This is a genomic window from Methylosinus sp. H3A, from assembly GCF_015709455.1.
Classification (GTDB): Bacteria; Pseudomonadota; Alphaproteobacteria; order Rhizobiales; family Beijerinckiaceae; genus Methylosinus.
Genome location: NZ_JADNQW010000005.1, coordinates 1504044 through 1520745, shown reverse-complemented (window position 1 = coordinate 1520745; position 16702 = coordinate 1504044). Strand labels below are relative to the sequence as shown.

Here is a 16702-nt window from a genome sequence, read left to right as displayed (position 1 = left end):
CCGAAGTGGACACCGTTTCGGCGTTGGAAACGCGTCAAGACAAAAGCCTGGAGTCTTTCCGTGTTTCGATGAAACACGGAAAGGACTCTAGGGCCTCACTCGCTCCCCGGCGGCCGATAGGTCAGAATATCGTCCGCCTTCAGCCAGCCTTGCGTGCCTTCCTTGAACTGCGCCTGGGCGCGCGTCGCCTGGGTGCGCGCCTCCACATATTTGCCGGCGATGAACAGGCCTTCCGCCGCCGCGAGCTGCGCCTTGGCGTTCTCGCCCTTGCGAAAATAGGCCATGGAAAGAAACTCCCAGGCGTCCGCGCTGTCCTCGTCGCGCTGGGTAGCGTTGGCAAGCACGCTCACCGCCTCGTCGAGCAGCTTGGGATCGTCGGCCGAGAGCAGCGCATGGCCGAGCAGCACGCGGATCGGCGTCGCGCCGGGCCCGGCGATGGCCGCGGCCTTGCGCAGAGGCGCGATCGCCTGATTGGCGCGGCCGGCCTCGAGCAAAATCTGCCCCTTCAGCTCCCAAAAGTAAGGATTCTTCGGATCGGCGGCGGTGAGCGCATCGGCGCCGCGCAGCGCGTCTTCGAGCCGGCCGAAACGATTGTCGGCGATGACGCGCGCATAGCGCGCCGGCAGCGAGAGGTCGGAGATCGGATAACGCCTCGCCGCCTCGCCCGAGGCGCCCATGAAGCCGATGAGCTTTGCGCGCATCAGATCGTGGCGCGCCTGCAGCGCGGGCGAGTCCGGGGCCTCGAAATAGGGCGATTGCTTGGCCGCCTGATCGAGATTGGAGATGCGCTCATTGGGCAGAGGATGCGACTGCAGATAAGGGTCGATCGCCGTCGTCTTGAACAAGGATTCGCTGGCGAAGCGGTTGAACACCTCCAGCATTCCTTTGGCGGATTGCTGCGTCGCGGTGAGGAAGCGCACCGCCATGCGGTCGGCGGCCTGCTCCTCGCCGCGCTGATAGGCGAGAAGCGAGCGCTTCACCGCCTCCTGGGGCCCGAGCAATATGCCCGCCGCGCCGGCCGAATCCATGCCCACCTGGCCGTCACGGCGATTGAAGGCGCCGCGCGCCGCGACCATGGCCCCGGCGCTCGCCAGCATTCCGGCGACGGAGAGGATCGTCGCCTTGGCGAGCTCCTGGCGTCCGCGCGCCAAATGCCCTCCGGCGATATGGCCGGTCTCATGCGCGAGAACGCCGATGATCTCGTTCGGCGTCTTCGCCTCCATCAACGCGCCCGTATTGACGAAGATCTTCTGCCCATCGGCGACGAAAGCGTTGAAGGAGCGGTCGCCGACCAGAATGATCTTGGCCGCGCCGCTATGGATACCCGCCGCCTTGAACACGGGCGCGGTATAATCGCGCAATAATTGCTCGATCTCCGCGTCGCGGATGATCGACACGCGCGGGCCGTCGTCCTCCGCGCGCGCCGGCGCGCAGAGAGCGAAGATCAGGAGGCCGGTGAGAAGCGCCCGCCGCTTGTCGCATTTGCGATCCATGGGGCGCGAGATTGGCGTAACCGGGAGCCGAAAGCAAACCGCCCGGTTGCGAGGCCGCCGCCTGGTGAAGCTCGCGCCGAACGAGCCATGGCGCAGCCGGTCTCGCCCGTTTCGAAAATGCGGCTCAGGCAGTCAAAAGCGCGTTTTTCGCCAATAATTGCAGGCAAATCGCGGTCTGTTCTTCGGCGATCCGCAGCATCGCCTCGTCGTCGGCGACCGGCGAGCCGTCCCGAGCGAAGGTCAAACGCCCGTCCTTGCCGAGGCGCACGAGATGGGCTGCGAGATCGGTCGCCGTGGCGACGCCGTCGATCTTCGGCAAGAGCGCCTGAGCGACGGGGCCGAGGGCGACGCGCTCATGCCGGAGATTGGTGGTGAAATTCTCGCCCCGCGCGGCGTCGTCCGCGGCGACGACCCAGCTCTTCGCATGCGGGCCAGGCTCCGGCGACGCGCCGACGGCGTCGATCGTGACGGCAGCCATGCCGATGAGCGTCATTTTCAGCAATGCGTCGCGCGCCAGCGCTCGTCGCTCGGCGGCGTCCTCGGCCTCCACGGGCAGAAGGTCGTCGAGGACGGAAGGCGCCGGAAAGCGGGCGAGCAATCGCTCGAGGCAATCGAGCACCGCCGGCGAGGTCGTCGAAAGGAAGCGCCCGGCGGCGTCGATGACGCGGCCGCCCTCCCCTTCCCGCTCGATCCTCAAATCGCCGGCGGTCAGAAACGCGAGTCCTTCCATCGCGTCCGGGGCGATGTCGCGGCGCACGCGATCGAATCGCTCGCGCGCGATCAGCAGGCTCTGGCGGAAGGTCCGGCCCGTCAGCAGGTCGAGATATTGCTCGACGGCGAGCAGCTGGCCGCCGCCGAGCCTGCGCGCCTCTTCGGCTGTCTGCGGCGGATAATTCTCGAGAATCATCGACGGCAGCTCCGCCTCTGCGAGAAAGGCGAGGCCCGCGCCTTCTGCCGCGGCGACGAAATCGCGGAACAGGCAGGGGTCGTTGACCTCCTCCAGAAATTCATGCGCGATATAATCGTCTGAAAATTGCGAAAAACGCTCTTTCCAAGCGGTCAGCGCCTGCTTGTGCAGGCTGCCTTCCGGGCTCGCGGCGGCGAGCGTCTCGAGCAGCGCGCGCGCTTGCGCCACGCGTTGGCGCATGTCCTGCGTTTCGGCCACATGCAGCAGCAGGCTGTCGCGCAGGCCCTGCATCATGCGCCAGCCGGGCAGCACATTATAGCTGACATAGGCGACGCCGAGCGGCGACAGGCGCTCGCGACAGATGCGCAGGATCGCCTCGCGCACCGGGGCGGGCGCCCAGCTATAGACGCCGTGACACACGATATAGTCGAACTCGCCGTCGGTCGCGTCGAGCTCGGTGAAGCTGCGGCAGAGGATTTCGATATTGGAGAGGCCGAGACGGGCGATGCGGGCGCGGCCCGCCGCGACCTGTGTGCGCGAGAGATCGACGCCGACGAATCGCGCCCCGGCGAATCGCGCGGCGAGCGGAATGAGATTGCCGCCGGCTGCGCAGCCGAGCTCCAGCACCCGCGCCGTCGCGAGTGGCGCGACCTCCAGCCCCGACAATGTGGCGATGGCCCCGAGCCGGCCCGGCTGCGTCTGCGGGAAAGGATTGGAGGTATAGGGAAGCAGATCATATTTCAGCGCCATGCGCGCGATGAGCTGCTCCAAGTCCTCGGTCGGCGGCTTCTCGTCGGTTCGGATCATGCGCAGCCGGATCACCCTCTGCTCGAAGACTGTGAGAGTCGAGAGGCGGAAGATTTTTCTTCCGCCTCGAAGGACCGGCGACGCCGGTCAGAAGCGATAGGACACGCCGCCATTGAGCGCCGCGCCGGTCAGCTTCTCGCCGGTGCGATAGTCGCCGCGCAGGAAGCCGACCCAGCCGGTGTCGATGATCTGCGCCGAGACGCCGAGGCCGAATTGCACGAAAGCGCCGGAACGCGACACGGTGATCGGCACATAGGTAGTGTTCTGCTGGAAGCTTTCCTTCAGATTGGTCTCGAACTCGTTCCAGCCGCTGACCGAGGCGAAGGGCTGGAAGGCGTATTTCTCGCCGAGAACGAAAGACGTGCCCGCCCGCAGGCCGACGCGGCCGAGCGTCGAGCGCACCGTGTCGAGCGCGAGATAGGCCGGCGACGAACCCGCCGCCACCTGCAGCCGGTCGAAGTCGGCGCTGGTGACATTGATCGCGGCGGAGGGCTCGATGAACCAGTCGTTAGGCAGCGCCCAATGATAGCCGAGCGACGCCGAGCCGGCCCAGCCGCGTCCCTCGAGCGGAGTTTCGTTGAGGCCGGCGCGGTAATTGGTGATGTTGGCGCTCCAGAAATCATGACGGAACTGGATGTCGGCGAAGAAGCCGAAGCCGGTCGCGACCCCGTAGACGCCGACGAAGGGCACGTCGAAGCGCGTCCTCGTGCCGGAGCCGAGCAGATCATAGGAGTTCGACAAATACTGGCCCGCCATGACGCCGGCGTGGAGATTGATCTGCGTGTTCTCGATATTGGAGAGCGAGGCGTCGAGGCCGACCTGATAGCCGCTGTAGAGCGTGCGCGTCTTCTCATTGGTGAGCGTCTGGGCGCCAGAGGCCGCCGGCGCGCTGGAGGAGCTCTGGAGATCGTTACGGCCGACGGCGGCGCGCGTCCACACTCCGAAATCAATGCTGTTCGGCTTAGCGTCCGGCCGCGATTGCACGAAGGCCGAGGCGCTCTGGAAGAAGCCGGTGGTCGCCGAGCTGATCGCCGAGGCGACGCTGCCGCCGACCGCGGACAATGCTCCGGTGTCGAGGCTCGGCACGAGATACCACTGCCCCGGGTTGAGCTCCTGCAGGTTGAAGCTCACCAGGCCGCTGTTGAGGGCGCCGGGATTTGCGAGATTGAATGTCGACGTCGATCCTACCTGCGTGCGGGCGATCAGGATCGGGCTCGCGAAATAGGCCGTCCCGGCGCTCGGCGCAACGGCCACGGAGGTCGCTCCGCTTCCCTTGCCGTCGACGAGCAACTCACCGGCGCGCTGCCCACCGTAGTCGGTGAACGCCGCCACGACGTTCATCACGCTGCCGGCAGTCGCATCATAGGTTCCCGACACATGGAGCGTGTTCAGGAGCCGCGTATCGCCATTCGGCGTGAGGCCGCCCAGTCTCAGATCGATGAGGCCGGCATTCGTCAGATTGCCAGTGATCGCGCCATTGACCGACGTGATGACGCCGCCGGCGTTGGTGACGCTCGGAACCGTGAAGGTGTTCGATCCGAGCACGAGCTGTCCGGCCGACTGGTTGTTGTTGCCATCGGCGGCGAATCTGTCGCCGCCGATGAGCGCGTAAGTCTCGGTCGCTCCGTTGAGAGCCGGACCGTTGTTGGTGAAGCTCCCATCGCTGCTCAGCGCGCCGGTGAGCGTGAACGTTCCGCCCGCCTGCAGGAAATTGTGGTTCTTGTCGATGGCGCCGCCATTGTTGACAATGGCGCCATTGATCGCGCCGGTCGCGTTCACCGTCCCGGAATTGCTCAGGCCTGTGTTCGTCTTGATCGTGCCGAAGCTGGTGATCGTCCCACTATTGCCGATGCTCGTCGCGGCCAAGGTCTTGCCCGCTGAAACCGAGATCGTCGCCGCAGAAGCATTCGTCAGGGCTCCGACGTCGATATAATTGCCGCCCGAGACGGCGAGCGCGCCGCTATTGTCGAACTTTCCGAGATTGCCGGCGAGGTTCCCCGTCACCGTGAAGGCGCCCGAGTTGATGATGGAGCCAGCGATCGCGCCCGAGACATTGGCTGTCGCGGAATTGGCCAGGCCGCCAGTCAGCGCCCCCGTCGTCGTCAACGTCCCTTTGTTCACGACTTGGGTCGTCGAAGCGAGCGTGCCGGCGTTCACGATCGTCGCGCCGGCGTTGTTCGTCACACTCGCCGCCGACAGCGTGCGGGTCGCGAGGGTCGACACTTGCGCCGAGTTGGTCAGCGCTCCGATATTGGTGTAGTCGCCGCCGGCGACGGCGAGCGTTCCAGCCTTATTGTCGAAATTGCCGCCATTGCCGAGCAGATTGCCCGTCACTGTGAAGGCGCCCGAGTTCGTCACCGTTCCCGAGATCGCGCCCGCGGCGTTGACCGTGCCGCTGGCGGCGTTGGTGAGACCGCCAGTGATCGCTCCGGTGCTCGTCAGCGTCCCCTTGTTGTCGATCGCGGCCCCGGTCGAGGCGAGCGTGCCGGCGTTCACGATCGCCGAACCCGCGCTGTTGACCACATTCGTCGCCGACACCTTATTGTTCAGGGTGATGAGGACGCCATTCGCCGACGTCGAGCTATTGGTCAGCGTGCCGATATTCGTGTAGTCGCCGCCCGAAACAACCAGCGTTCCGGCGCCCTGATTGTCGAAATTGCCGGCTTTATTGTCGAGCGCGCCGCCCGTCACCGTGAAGGAGCCGGTGTTGGTCACGCCATTGGCGATGGAGCCCGCCGCCTTGACGGTTCCGCCGTCATTGTTCAACCCGCCCGTCAACGAGCCCGTCTTGCTCTGCGTGAAGACGCCTTGGTTTTGGACCGTCGCGGTCGAATTCAATGTTCCGCTATTGTCGATCGCGCCGCCGACCTTGGTCGACAGAGCGGCGGTGGTCACCGTGCCGCCGGCCAGATTGGTCAGCGTTCCGCCGCTGACGACGATCGACGTCGTGCCGGTGAGGGCGCCGGCGTTGGTCAGCGTCCCGGCGGTCTGGGCGATCACATTGGCGGTCAGCGTTCCGCCCGCGTCGACAGTGACCGTCGCCGCATTGTTCAGCGTCCCGATGCCGGTGAACGAGTTCGTCCCGACGGCGAGCACGCCTTTCGTCTTATTGTTGAAAGTCGAGCCGTCATTGGTGAGCGCGCCCGTCACCGTGAACTGGCCCGAATTGTCGATCACGCCATTGATGGCGCCGGAAGCGTTCACCGCGCCGGCGTTGGTCAGACCATTATTGATCGTGCCCGTCGTTGTCAGCGTCCCGCCCGTGACCAGCGCGCCGCCGTCCAGCGTGCCGGCGTTGGTCGCCGTCCCCGCCGTCGTGAGAAGCTTGGTCAGCTTCGATGTCGCCGTCGAATTCTTGAACGTGCCGGTGGCCCCGTTGTTCACGGCGCCGGCCCAGAGGCTCTGATTGTCGATCACAGCTCCGAGGGTGTTGGACAGCACATCGCCCGTCCACACGCCCGTATTGGTGATCGTCGCCCCGGCGCCGCTGTTGACGACGTCGCCCTTATAGGAGCCGGCATTGTTCACGACGCCATTGTTCACCAGCTGATCGTTGACCGCGCCGCCCGCGAAAACGGTGATGACGCCGCCCGCGAAATTGGTGACGCCGCCGAGCGCGGTCAGCGTCGCCGTGGATTCCACATTGATGACGCCCTTGTTCGCGACCGTCAGATTATTGGCGCCATTGCCGGAGAAGGTTCCGGACTTGACGTAGATGGTCGCATTGGCCGCATTCTGCACGCTGTCGGCCGTCAGATTGCCGGTGACATTGAACACGGCGCCGGCCGCATTGTTGTTCACGACGCCGGTGATCGTCCCTTGCGCATTCGTCGTCGCGGAGTTGGTCACGCCGCCATTGACCACGCCGAGCGTCGTGAAGGTTCCGCCGATGATGACGGCGCCGCCGTTGATCGTCGCGCCGGCGGCGTTCGTCGCGACGCCGGCCGTATTGTTCAAGCCGCCGCCGACAACGCCGCCGTTATTATTGTTGAAGATGGCGGCGTTGTTGACCGTCCCGGCAATATTGCCGGCGTTGTCGAGCTGACCGCCGGTGATATTGACGGCTCCGACGATATTCTTCGCGGCATTGTTTGTCAGCGAGCCGCCGGTGACCAGGACTCCGCCGTTGAGACTGCCGTTGTTGGTCGTCGTTCCGGCCGCTTGGGTGAAGAGGCCGGATACGACTCCACCCGCGAGATTATTGAAGGTTCCTGAGTTCGTCGCCGTTCCGGTGATCGTTCCGCTGTTGCTGACGACGCCGGCGACATTGACGACATTGCCGTTCCAATTATTCTGGTTGTCGATCGTTCCGCCGCTATTGGCGGCGTTCCCGGTCCAGACGCCCTTATTGGTGATGATCCCGCCGACGGCGTTGGCGTTGACATTGCCGATCCAATTGGCGCCCGCCTGATTGACGATCGCGCCGCTATTGGCGACGACATTGCCCTGCCAGACGCCGGCCGGGCCCTGATTGGTCACCACGCCCGGCGCATTGTTCTGGAGATTGGCCGTCACCAAGCCGGCGTTGTTCACCGTACCGAAATTGACGAGGTCGTCGGTCAGCTGGCCGCCCTTTTCGACGGTGACCGCGCCGAAGTTGGTGAGATTATTGGCGCCCGTGTTGACGGAGCCGCCCGACTTTATGGTCAGCGCTCCGGCCGCGTCTATATTGATCGCGCCCGCATTATTGGCGGCGGAGCCGATCGCGCCGCCGGCGCCCACGACGACCGTCGCGGCGGCGATCTGCGTCGTTCCCGAATAGATGTTCTGGCCGGTGAGAGTCAGCGTCTTGCCGCCGGAAATCTGCGTCGAAATCGGGCCCTGAATTGCGCCGGCCCATGTGGCGTCGCCGGTAAGAGCGAGATTCAGCGTCGCCGCCGCGCCGCTCGTGATGACGCCTGCGCCGGAGAGCGCCCCGATCTTGGCGCCGAAGCCGCCGAGGTCGAACACGCCCCCGCCGCGGACATCGAGCGCGCTCGCGAAACTATAGCCGTTGACGCTCTCGACCCGCAGCGTGCTGCCATCCTTGACCGTCGTCGCGCCCGTGTAGGCGTTGGATCCCCTCAGGCTGGTGAGGCCGGCGGTCGTGGTCAGCCCGGCGCCGCCGCCTATGTCCTGGACCACGCCGCCGATGGAGGAGACGCCATTCACGCTGGTGAGCGTGCCGCTACGGATCGCGCCATTGGCGAGATTGACGGTGTCGATGTTCTGCGCGGCCCCGCCGAGGTCCAGCGTTCCCTTGATGGTCGTCTCGCTCGCCTGGCTGAAAACATTGGCTGCGCCGGCCTTCAACGTCTGACCGGCCGCAATATTGGTCGTTCCGCTATAAGTGTTCTGCCCGGCGAGCGTCAGCGTCGTGCCGCCCGACCCCTGCACATCGAGCGAGAGCTTGCCGGCGCCGTCCTTGATGACGCCGGAATAGACCGTGTCGACAGTGTTGCGGGTCGTGACCGTGGCGGCGGCGCCGCTGTTGGTGATGACGCCTTTCGACGAGCCGGTCAGATTGTTGGCGGTGAAGGACTGGCCATTGGCGTCCAGCGTCGCGGCGGTCGCCGCATCCTTGCCGACATTGAGGCCGCCCTGATGCGCGCCGACGACGATGGCGGAAGCCTGGTTGCCCAGCGACAGAGTCCCGCCGTCCACGGACAGCGCGCCGGCGTTGCTGATGACCCCAGAGCCCGGCGCCAGAACGACCACGCCCGCGTCGGTCGCCGATCCGAAACGCAGCGTCGTTCCCGCGCCGCCGGTGAAGTTGACGCCGGAGGCGATGGTCAGAGTGGTTCCGGCGCCGGCGCCGATCGTGGCGGAGACGCCCGACGCGACGCTTACCGTATTGGTCAGAGTCGTGGTGACCGTCGAGTCGAGAATCGGGGCGGTCGCGCCGCCCGCGACGAATTTGACGTCGCCCGCGCCAATGGCCCCGACGGAGCCGATCGTCAGCGCGCCGCTCTTGATGGTGGCGCCGCCCGTATAGCTGTTGGCGCCGGAAAGAGTGACCGAATTCACGCCGGCGTCGACCGTGATCGCGCCCGCGCCGGTGATGTTGTTGGCGTAGGAGACCGAATTGCCCGCGCCGGGCGTGTTCTGGTCGAAGGTCAACAAGCCGCCGCCGAGGCCGATATTTCCGGTCAGCTTGCCTGCGCCTGTCGTCGTCAGAGTATTAGCGCCGCCCGCGAGGGTGAGGGCGTTGGCCCCGCCGGTCCCGATGATCTGGCCGGAGTTCTTGATGGTGAGATCGCTGCCGAGGATACCGGCGCCGCCCGCGCCATTCACGCCGGCCCCGCCAGCGCCAACGCCGCCGAGGCCGCCCGCGCCGCCCTGGATCACGCCGGAGTTGTCGATCGTGAATTTAGAGCCGGCGAAGCCCGCGCCGCCATTGCCGCCGGCGCCGCCGACTCCGAATCCCGTGCCGCCATTGCCGCCGGCGCCGCCCGCGCCGCCGGTGATCGAACCCTGGACCGTGAGGGTGCTGTTCGCGCCGCCGCCGCCCGCCGCGGCTGTGGTGAACAAGCCGGCGCCGCCGTCGCCGCCCGCGCCGCCATTGCCGCTGACCGCAGTGGCGGAGCCGCCCGCGCCGCCCGCGCCGCCGGTGGCCGCGCCGCCCGCGCTGACAGTGCTGGCTCCGCCAGCCGGGAGGGATTTGAGCGCCAGCCCGCCGCCTGCGCCGCCGCCGCCGCCCGAGCCGGCTCCCGCCCCGCCCGCGCCGCCGGCCCCGCCCGCCTTACCCGCAAAGGGAGCGAAGACGTTGAATGTATTGGTGACCGTGAAGGCGCCGCCGCCACCGCCGCCGCCCTGATTTGCGGCTCCGTTCGTTCCGGCAGTTCCCGCAGTATCAGTGCCGAACCCGGAATTGCCGCCCGCGCCGCCCGCGGCCACGCCGCCGCCGCCCGCGCCGCCCGCCGAACCAAGGCCGCCGCCGCCGCCGCCGCCGAGTCCGGCGCTCGCATTGCCGCCGACCGTCCCGACCGCGTCCGTCGTCGTTCCGCCCGCTCCGCCGCCCGGCCCGCCGCCGACTCCGCCCGCCTGCTGCGCCAGCACAGGCTGCGACAGGCCGACCGAAAGAGCGATGCTGATCGCCGAGACGCCGAGAAGAAGGCCACGTCTATGACCGTCATTCGTCAGAAAATGCGAACAGCTCGGGGTGGGGACGCTATTGTTGCGACGATCGGACGAACGGATCATTCATAGTCTCCAGAACTCGTCAAATTTCAAACGACAAAATCACGTCGAGGGCCGGCTCGGGGCCGACTCGCGTATTTCTCTACTTCTGTCATTTCTATTTTCGATTGGGGAGTGCAGCAAGGTCACAGCTGCCGGCGCGGCGAGCGGCGAGCCCCTCGCGCGAGGGCGAAACTCACGCTAAGTGAATTGTTTAAGTATTTCTCTGTGTTTCTCGTTCTTGTCTCGTATTCGCGATTTTCCGCCTCTGTGGCAATATTGCCACATATCGTCAACGCTCGCGCCCGAGCGCGTCGAGCGCCTGCGCCAGCCCGCGGAAGGACACCGGCAGCACGGCGTCCTGACCGGCCGCACTTTTGAAAACAATCCGCGCCAGGCCGTCATAGGCGCGCCAACGGGCGAGCGTCTGGTCGCCGAGGGCCGCGCTGGCGAAACATCCGGCTGAGGCGCAACGCCGCCAGACGAGATCGAGGGGTTGCGTGTCCACGTCGCTCGTCGTCACGCGCGGACCAGCCTGAAAAGCGACATTGACCGGCACGACGATCGTCATCGCCATCGAGTCGTTGGCGTCGGGCTTGCCGAAGGCGATCTCGGCGATCGTCGAACTCTTGTCCTTGACGAGGACGGATTGCAGAATTTCGCAGTTGCGACGCGCCGGTTGTGGCGCGCTCCCGGCGAGGCAACGCAGCTGCCAATCGCCGAACACGCGCGGGGCGTCGCCCGAGGGAGGCGCGGCCGCCGGCTTGGCGGGCGCCGCCGCGCGGACCGCGGGGGCGCTCGGCCGGTCGACCGCATAAACGACGGAAATCTGCGTGAAAAGGAAGAAAATAGCCGGTGCGATAGAGCGAGCCATGAGGAGCCTCGACGCGCGGAGACGATCGAATGCGCAATATGGCTCTTAAGTAGCCCAGCCGGCTGCCGCCCTCAAGCTCGGCGAACCGGCGCGCCTCCTCAAAATGCGTCGCCGCCGGCGCTGGCCACCGGAGCGATTGAGGTCAAAGCGACGAGCGCTATGGCGACGACGAGCAGCAAGGTCGCCGCGAGCGGCAGACGCGACGTCGTGATCTCGTCCTCGGGATGGACGGCCTCGGCGCGCTTATATCCGGTGACCATCGCGCGCACGAGATTTTCGCGCTTCACGACCACATAGGCGATCACCGCGGCGACGTGAATGAAAACGGCGGCCGCCAGCACATAGAACCCCCGCTTGTGCAGCGAGGTGAGCAGGAGGCTCGTCTCCTTGCTCACCGCCCCCGCAAAGGGCCCGAAATTGAAGATTTCATCATTCGAGAACAGCCCCATCGTCGCCTGCGTCAAAAGGCCGAGGAGCAGGGCGACGACCATGAGCGCGCCGAGCGGATTATGCCCGGCATAGAAAGGGGCCTCTCCGCGCAGAAGACGCCGCGCATAGAGCGACGCCTCGCGCGGATGCCGCAAAAAGCTCGCGAAACGCGCGTGCTTGGCGCCGAACAGGCCCCATAGCACGCGGAAAACGACGAGTGTGAGCACGGCGTAGCCGAACCGGACATGCCAGTCGAACCAGGCGACGCCGAGCCTGTTGGTCACATAGGCGCCGATGAACGAGACGACGAGCGACCAATGGAACAGCCGCACCGGCAGATCCCAGACCAGACGTCTGTCTTTCGATTGCGCGGCCGCCGCCTTTGTTTCGGGGGGCCTGTCGATCACCGTCATCGTTCGTCTCGTCGTCCGGCGTCACTTCGCCTTGTAAGAGTCGTGGCAGCCCTTGCAATCCTGGCCGAGATTCGCGACCGCCGTCTTGAAGCCCTCGGTCGCGCTCTTCTCTTTCCCGATCGCCTCGGCGAAGAGGCGGGCGTCTTCCTTGAATTTGACGAGCTTCTTGTCGAACTCCGCCTTCTCTTTCCAGATTTCGGGCTTGGCCTTGCTGTCCGGCTCGCCGACATTGGAGATATCGGGGAAGGATTCGTCCAGCAGGCCCGCGAGATAGGCGATGCGCGCGGCGCGCTTCGTCGCCTCGGCCTCGTCATAAGGGGCGTTGCCCCTGGCGACGGCGCCGAACCAGCGGAAGAAATTGCCGATGAGCACGAACTCCGCCCGGCGGTTCTCGACCGCGATTTTCGCCGGGGAGGGGCCCGGCGCCTGCGCATAGGCGGAGGCCAGGGCGACGCAGCTCGCGGCGAGCGCTCCGCCGAAAAGAAGGGCGCGCGCGCGCTTCGAATACAGACTCATAATGGTCCCTTTATTGCTGAGGTTGAACGCGATGCTCAAATCTTCCCCGGCTTGTGGCTCTCCTGCCACTGCCGCACGAATTGGAGCGTCTCGGAGACATGCTTGATCGGGTCGGAGCTCACATAGGTCAAGCCGATTTTGCCGTCCGGCGTCACCACATAGGAGACGCGGTCCGACACGGTGTCGCCATTCTGCGTCGGGCGATCGCGCTTGGCGTCATAGGCGTTGATGACGGAGAGATTCGCGTCCGCCGCCACCGGGAATTTGTCGCGACACTCCTTCGTCGAGAAATCGCGCTGCGTCTCGATCGTATCGGCGGAGACGCCGATCAGCGAGGCGCCGGCCGCGGAGAAATTATCGTAATTCTCAGCGAACTCATGCGCCTCTATGGTGCAGCCGCGCGTGAAGGACTTGGGGTAGAAGTAGAGGACGACGGGCCCTTTCTTCAGCGCATCGGCCAGAGAGAAGACGAAGTCCTTTCCGCCGATCGCGGCGGGGGCGCTGAAATCGGGCGCCTCGGCGCCCGTCTTCAACGCCGCGGAGGCGGGAGCGGCCGCGAAAACGGCCAAGAGAGCAGAGAGAATTGCAGCTTTACGCATGTTCGCCTCACTTCGCGCCATTGGTCGTCGCGACGGCCGCGGCGGGAGCCGGAGCGCCGGACGTCGGAGCGTTGTTCGCCGCGGCGGCGGCAGGAGCCGGCGGCGCGAGCTTCGTCAGAATTCCGCCTTCGTCCTGATAATCGAGGACGCCGATCGCGCCGACGACATGATAGCCGAGGCCTGCGAGAATATCGCCCACCGCGCCGGCGCGATGCGCGCGATTGGACACTGTGACGATGAGCCGGTCACGCGGGATGTAGGAGAGAGATTTCTGAACCTCTTTCGTCTGAATGCTCAGATAGACTGGGAAGCCGCCATTCTTGGTCAGTTCGTCTGGCCGGCGAATGTCGAGAATCAGAAGATCTTCGGGCTTCGCCAGAAGCGCGTCGAAGGCGGCGCGATTGAGGCGCAGGGTTTTGTAAGTATAGGCCGGGTCGTTGGCCGGCGTGACGGGCGCCGCCGCAGGGGCGGCCGGCGCGGCGGCCTGCTGCGCCGTAGCGCCGGCGGCGAACAGCGCCGTCGAGGCGGCGCCGAGCGCAAGGCCGAGGAAGAGCGTCGAGACTTTCATGGCTTTTCCTTATCCGTTCTCAGGCGCGCAGACGCGCGTTGAAGAAGTCGACGGTGCGCGCCCAGGCGAGCTCGGCGGCCGCGGCGTCGAAACGCGGCGTCGTGTCATTGTTGAAGCCGTGCTGCACGCCCGGATAGACGAAGGCCTGATAATCGACATGCGCCGCTTTCAGCGCCGCCTCAAAGGCCGGCCAGCCGGCGTTGATGCGATCGTCGACGCCGGCGTATTGGATGAGCAGCGACGCTTTGATCTTTGCGACCTCCTCGGCCGGCGGCTGCGCCCCATAGAAGGGAACGCCAGCGGCGAGATCGGGGAGCTTGGTGGCGAGGAAATTCACCACGCCGCCGCCATAGCAGAAGCCGACCGCGCCGACCTTGCCATTGCCGATCGGGCAGGTTTTCAGCGCGCCATAGGCGGCGATGAAATCATTGCGCGTCTTGGCTTGATCGAGCTTGGGGAAAAGCTCGCGCGCCTTGTCCTCGTCGCCGGGATAGCCGCCGAGCGGCGCCAGAGCGTCCGGCGCGAAGACGACGAAATTGGCCAGGGCGAGACGGCGGGCCACATCTTCGATATGCGGATTGAGGCCACGGTTCTCGTGAATGACCAGCACGGTCGGCAATTTGCCTTCCACCTTGGCGGGATGGACGAAATAGCCCTTCACCGTTCCATTGCCGTCGAGCGAGGGAACCTCGAGCGTCTTGCCGGCGATGCGCGGATCGTCCTTCTTCACCACCTCCGCCTCGGCGAAGCGCGGCAGCAGCTCCTCGAGGAAGGCCGTCGCCGCGGCGGCGCCGACAGCGAATTTCTTGGCGCCGTCGATGAAACCGCGCCGGTCGATGTCGCCATGCACGAAGAGATCGAAGAGCTTCAATATTCCGGGCGGGAACTCGTTTGCGGTCTTACGCGTCATCGTTCGTATCCTCGGGGTCAGCGTGCGAGGCGGGGCTTGTAGATCTCGTGGCAGGTTTTACAGACTTGCGTCGCCTCGCGCGCGGAGGCGGCCGCGGCGTCGAACTCGCCTTTTTCGACTTTCTGAACGACGTCGGTGATGAGGCGCGAGCCGTCGCGGGAGATCGCCACGGCGTCATCCTTGCCTCTCTTGGCGAAATAGTCCTCCGTATAACGGAAGCCGTCGAGCAGAATTTCCGCATCCTCCTTGGCGGCCTGCGAGTTTTGCGCGGTGATGTCCGGCTCGAAATATTTGATCGTCTTTTCGAGATCGCGCATCAGATCGTCGTCGTAATCGCGCAGGTCCAGCGCGGCCAGCGCCGGAGTGGCGAGCAGGACGGCGCATAGGGCGGAACGCGTGAAGAAATTTCGATATGCGGGCGTGCGGCTCATGACGCTTGTCTTGCAATCCTGCTCGAGGTTTCGAATGTGCATTCGGCGGGCGCAGTCCGCCGTTCTCGCGGCGCGTCCTCCGCGCCGCGAGCTCGTTTTCGCGTTTTGCGCCGGAGCTGCGAGGCTCCGGCGTTTTCGTCAGGCGAGAATGTCGTTCACGACCTTGCCATAGACGACCGTCGGACGCTCGGCGCGGCCGGCGCGCAGATAGATCGTCTTGAGGTGATCGAGGCCGAGGAGCTGGAGCACGGTCGCGTGCAGGTCATAGGTGTCGACCGGATTCTCGACGGTCTTGAGGCCGATCTCGTCGGTGCGGCCATAGGTGAGGCCGTGCTTGAGGCCGCCGCCGGCGAGCCATTGCGTATAGCCCCAGGGGTTATGGTCGCGACCGTCGCCGCTCTGGCCGTAAGGCGTGCGGCCGAATTCCGACGCCCACACGATGAGCGTGTCGTCGAGAAGGCCGCGCGACTGGAGATCGGCGAGCAGGCCGGCGACCGGCTTGTCGATCGCGCGCGCATGGGCGCTGTGATTGCGCTCGAGCTGACGGTGCGCGTCCCAGCTGGCGTCGTCGCCCTGGCCGAGGCCCGCGATCGGTCCCGTCACCACATGCACGAAGCGCACATTGCGCTCGACGAGGCGGCGAGCGCGCAGCAGCACCGTGCCCATGTCGCGCGTCGCTTCGTCGTCGAGGCCGTAGAGCGCCTTGGTCGCCTCGGTCTCCTTCGACAGATCGACGGCCTCTGGCGCGGTCGCCTCCATGCGATAGGCGAGATCATAGGAATTGGTGCGCGCCGCGAGTTCGCTGTCCTCGGGCCGAGTATTGGAGCGGATATCGTTGAGCTGATGCAACAGATCGAGGCTCTCGCGCTGCTGCTGCAGGCCGACCAGTTCCGGCGGCGCCTGATGCAGGATCGGCTGCGCGCCGGGACGGAACGCCGTGCCCTGATAGACCGCCGGCAGGAAGCCCGAGCTCCAATTGACCGAGCCCGCGCGCGGCTCGCGCTGGCCGCCATAGAGCACGACATAGGGCGGCAGATCGGGATTGGCCGAGCCGAGCGCATAGGCGACCCAGGCGCCGAGCGACGGGCGACCGGGGCTGAGATCGCCGGTGTTGAGCTTCAAAATCGAGATGTCGTGCGTGGCGCCGACGGTGACGCTCGATTTGACGAAGGTCAGCTTGTCGGCTTGCTGCGCGAGATTGGGCAGCAGATCGGAGAACCAGGCGCCGCTCTGGCCATACTGCTTCCAACTGCGCTTGTTCGAGACGAAGAGCTTGCCGACGCCGCCCTGCGTCGAGGTCTTGATGCCCTCGAGGAAGGAGCCGGGAATGTCCTGGCCGGCGAGACGCTCGAGCTCGGGCTTGTGATCGTAGAGATCCAGCGTGCTCGGCGCGCCGTCCAAATGTATCCAGATAACCGATTTCACCTTGGCCGGAAAATGCGGCTGCTTGGCCGCCAGAGGATCGACGAAGGCCGCGGCGTTGGCCTGCGGCGCGCCGAACCAGCCGCCGCCCGGCATCATGCCGCCGACGGCGAAACCACCCACTCCATAGGCCGCGCTACGCAGCCATTCGCGACGCGATGTCTTGATGAGCATA

At 65.8% G+C, this 16702-nt stretch carries 11 protein-coding genes; all 11 read right to left on the bottom strand.

Annotation, left to right across the window (positions count from 1 at the left end):
• Window positions 1-95: 95 nt before the first annotated feature.
• On the bottom strand, window positions 96-1493 hold the full coding sequence (locus tag IY145_RS10100; protein ID WP_196408092.1) for a M48 family metalloprotease: 1398 nt from the start codon (window positions 1491-1493) through the stop codon (window positions 96-98).
• 124 nt (window positions 1494-1617) lie between these two features.
• Window positions 1618-3222, bottom strand: a complete 1605-nt coding sequence (locus tag IY145_RS10095) for a methyltransferase regulatory domain-containing protein (protein ID WP_196408091.1) — start codon at window positions 3220-3222, stop codon at window positions 1618-1620.
• Between the two features lie 72 nt (window positions 3223-3294).
• Window positions 3295-10389, bottom strand: coding sequence for a hypothetical protein (locus tag IY145_RS10090; protein WP_196408090.1), 7095 nt, complete (start codon window positions 10387-10389; stop codon window positions 3295-3297).
• Window positions 10390-10657: 268 nt separating this feature from the next.
• A complete protein-coding gene (locus IY145_RS10085; RefSeq protein WP_196408089.1) occupies window positions 10658-11239 on the bottom strand; it encodes an invasion associated locus B family protein in 582 nt (193 codons plus the stop codon).
• A gap of 98 nt (window positions 11240-11337) precedes the next feature.
• The gene (locus tag IY145_RS10080) at window positions 11338-12081 is read right to left on the bottom strand and encodes a cytochrome b/b6 domain-containing protein (protein WP_196408088.1); all 744 of its coding nucleotides are present in this window, start codon (window positions 12079-12081) and stop codon (window positions 11338-11340) included.
• A gap of 21 nt (window positions 12082-12102) precedes the next feature.
• Window positions 12103-12597, bottom strand: a complete 495-nt coding sequence (locus tag IY145_RS10075) for a cytochrome c (protein WP_196408087.1) — start codon at window positions 12595-12597, stop codon at window positions 12103-12105.
• 35 nt (window positions 12598-12632) lie between these two features.
• Window positions 12633-13196: a peroxiredoxin gene (locus IY145_RS10070; protein ID WP_196408086.1), complete on the bottom strand. Its 564-nt coding sequence runs from the start codon at window positions 13194-13196 to the stop codon at window positions 12633-12635.
• 7 nt (window positions 13197-13203) lie between these two features.
• Window positions 13204-13764, bottom strand: coding sequence for a rhodanese-like domain-containing protein (locus IY145_RS10065; RefSeq protein ID WP_196408085.1), 561 nt, complete (start codon window positions 13762-13764; stop codon window positions 13204-13206).
• A 19-nt stretch (window positions 13765-13783) separates the two neighbouring features.
• On the bottom strand, window positions 13784-14674 hold the full coding sequence (locus tag IY145_RS10060) for a dienelactone hydrolase family protein (protein WP_196408084.1): 891 nt from the start codon (window positions 14672-14674) through the stop codon (window positions 13784-13786).
• 17 nt (window positions 14675-14691) lie between these two features.
• Window positions 14692-15105: a hypothetical protein gene (locus IY145_RS10055; RefSeq protein WP_196408083.1), complete on the bottom strand. Its 414-nt coding sequence runs from the start codon at window positions 15103-15105 to the stop codon at window positions 14692-14694.
• Between the two features lie 138 nt (window positions 15106-15243).
• Entirely contained in the window at window positions 15244-16701 is a 1458-nt protein-coding gene (locus IY145_RS10050; RefSeq protein ID WP_196408082.1) for a DUF1501 domain-containing protein, read from the bottom strand.
• Window position 16702: the final 1 nt, after the last annotated feature.

Coding starts and splice junctions, on each gene's coding strand:
- IY145_RS10100 (WP_196408092.1), bottom strand. CDS start 1,493: ATGGATCGCAAATGCGACAAGCGGCGGGCGCTTCTCACCGGCCTCCTG.
- IY145_RS10090 (WP_196408090.1), bottom strand. CDS start 10,389: ATGATCCGTTCGTCCGATCGTCGCAACAATAGCGTCCCCACCCCGAGC.
- IY145_RS10085 (WP_196408089.1), bottom strand. CDS start 11,239: ATGGCTCGCTCTATCGCACCGGCTATTTTCTTCCTTTTCACGCAGATT.
- IY145_RS10080 (WP_196408088.1), bottom strand. CDS start 12,081: ATGACGGTGATCGACAGGCCCCCCGAAACAAAGGCGGCGGCCGCGCAA.
- IY145_RS10075 (WP_196408087.1), bottom strand. CDS start 12,597: ATGAGTCTGTATTCGAAGCGCGCGCGCGCCCTTCTTTTCGGCGGAGCG.
- IY145_RS10070 (WP_196408086.1), bottom strand. CDS start 13,196: ATGCGTAAAGCTGCAATTCTCTCTGCTCTCTTGGCCGTTTTCGCGGCC.
- IY145_RS10065 (WP_196408085.1), bottom strand. CDS start 13,764: ATGAAAGTCTCGACGCTCTTCCTCGGCCTTGCGCTCGGCGCCGCCTCG.
- IY145_RS10060 (WP_196408084.1), bottom strand. CDS start 14,674: ATGACGCGTAAGACCGCAAACGAGTTCCCGCCCGGAATATTGAAGCTC.
- IY145_RS10055 (WP_196408083.1), bottom strand. CDS start 15,105: ATGAGCCGCACGCCCGCATATCGAAATTTCTTCACGCGTTCCGCCCTA.
- IY145_RS10050 (WP_196408082.1), bottom strand. CDS start 16,701: ATGCTCATCAAGACATCGCGTCGCGAATGGCTGCGTAGCGCGGCCTAT.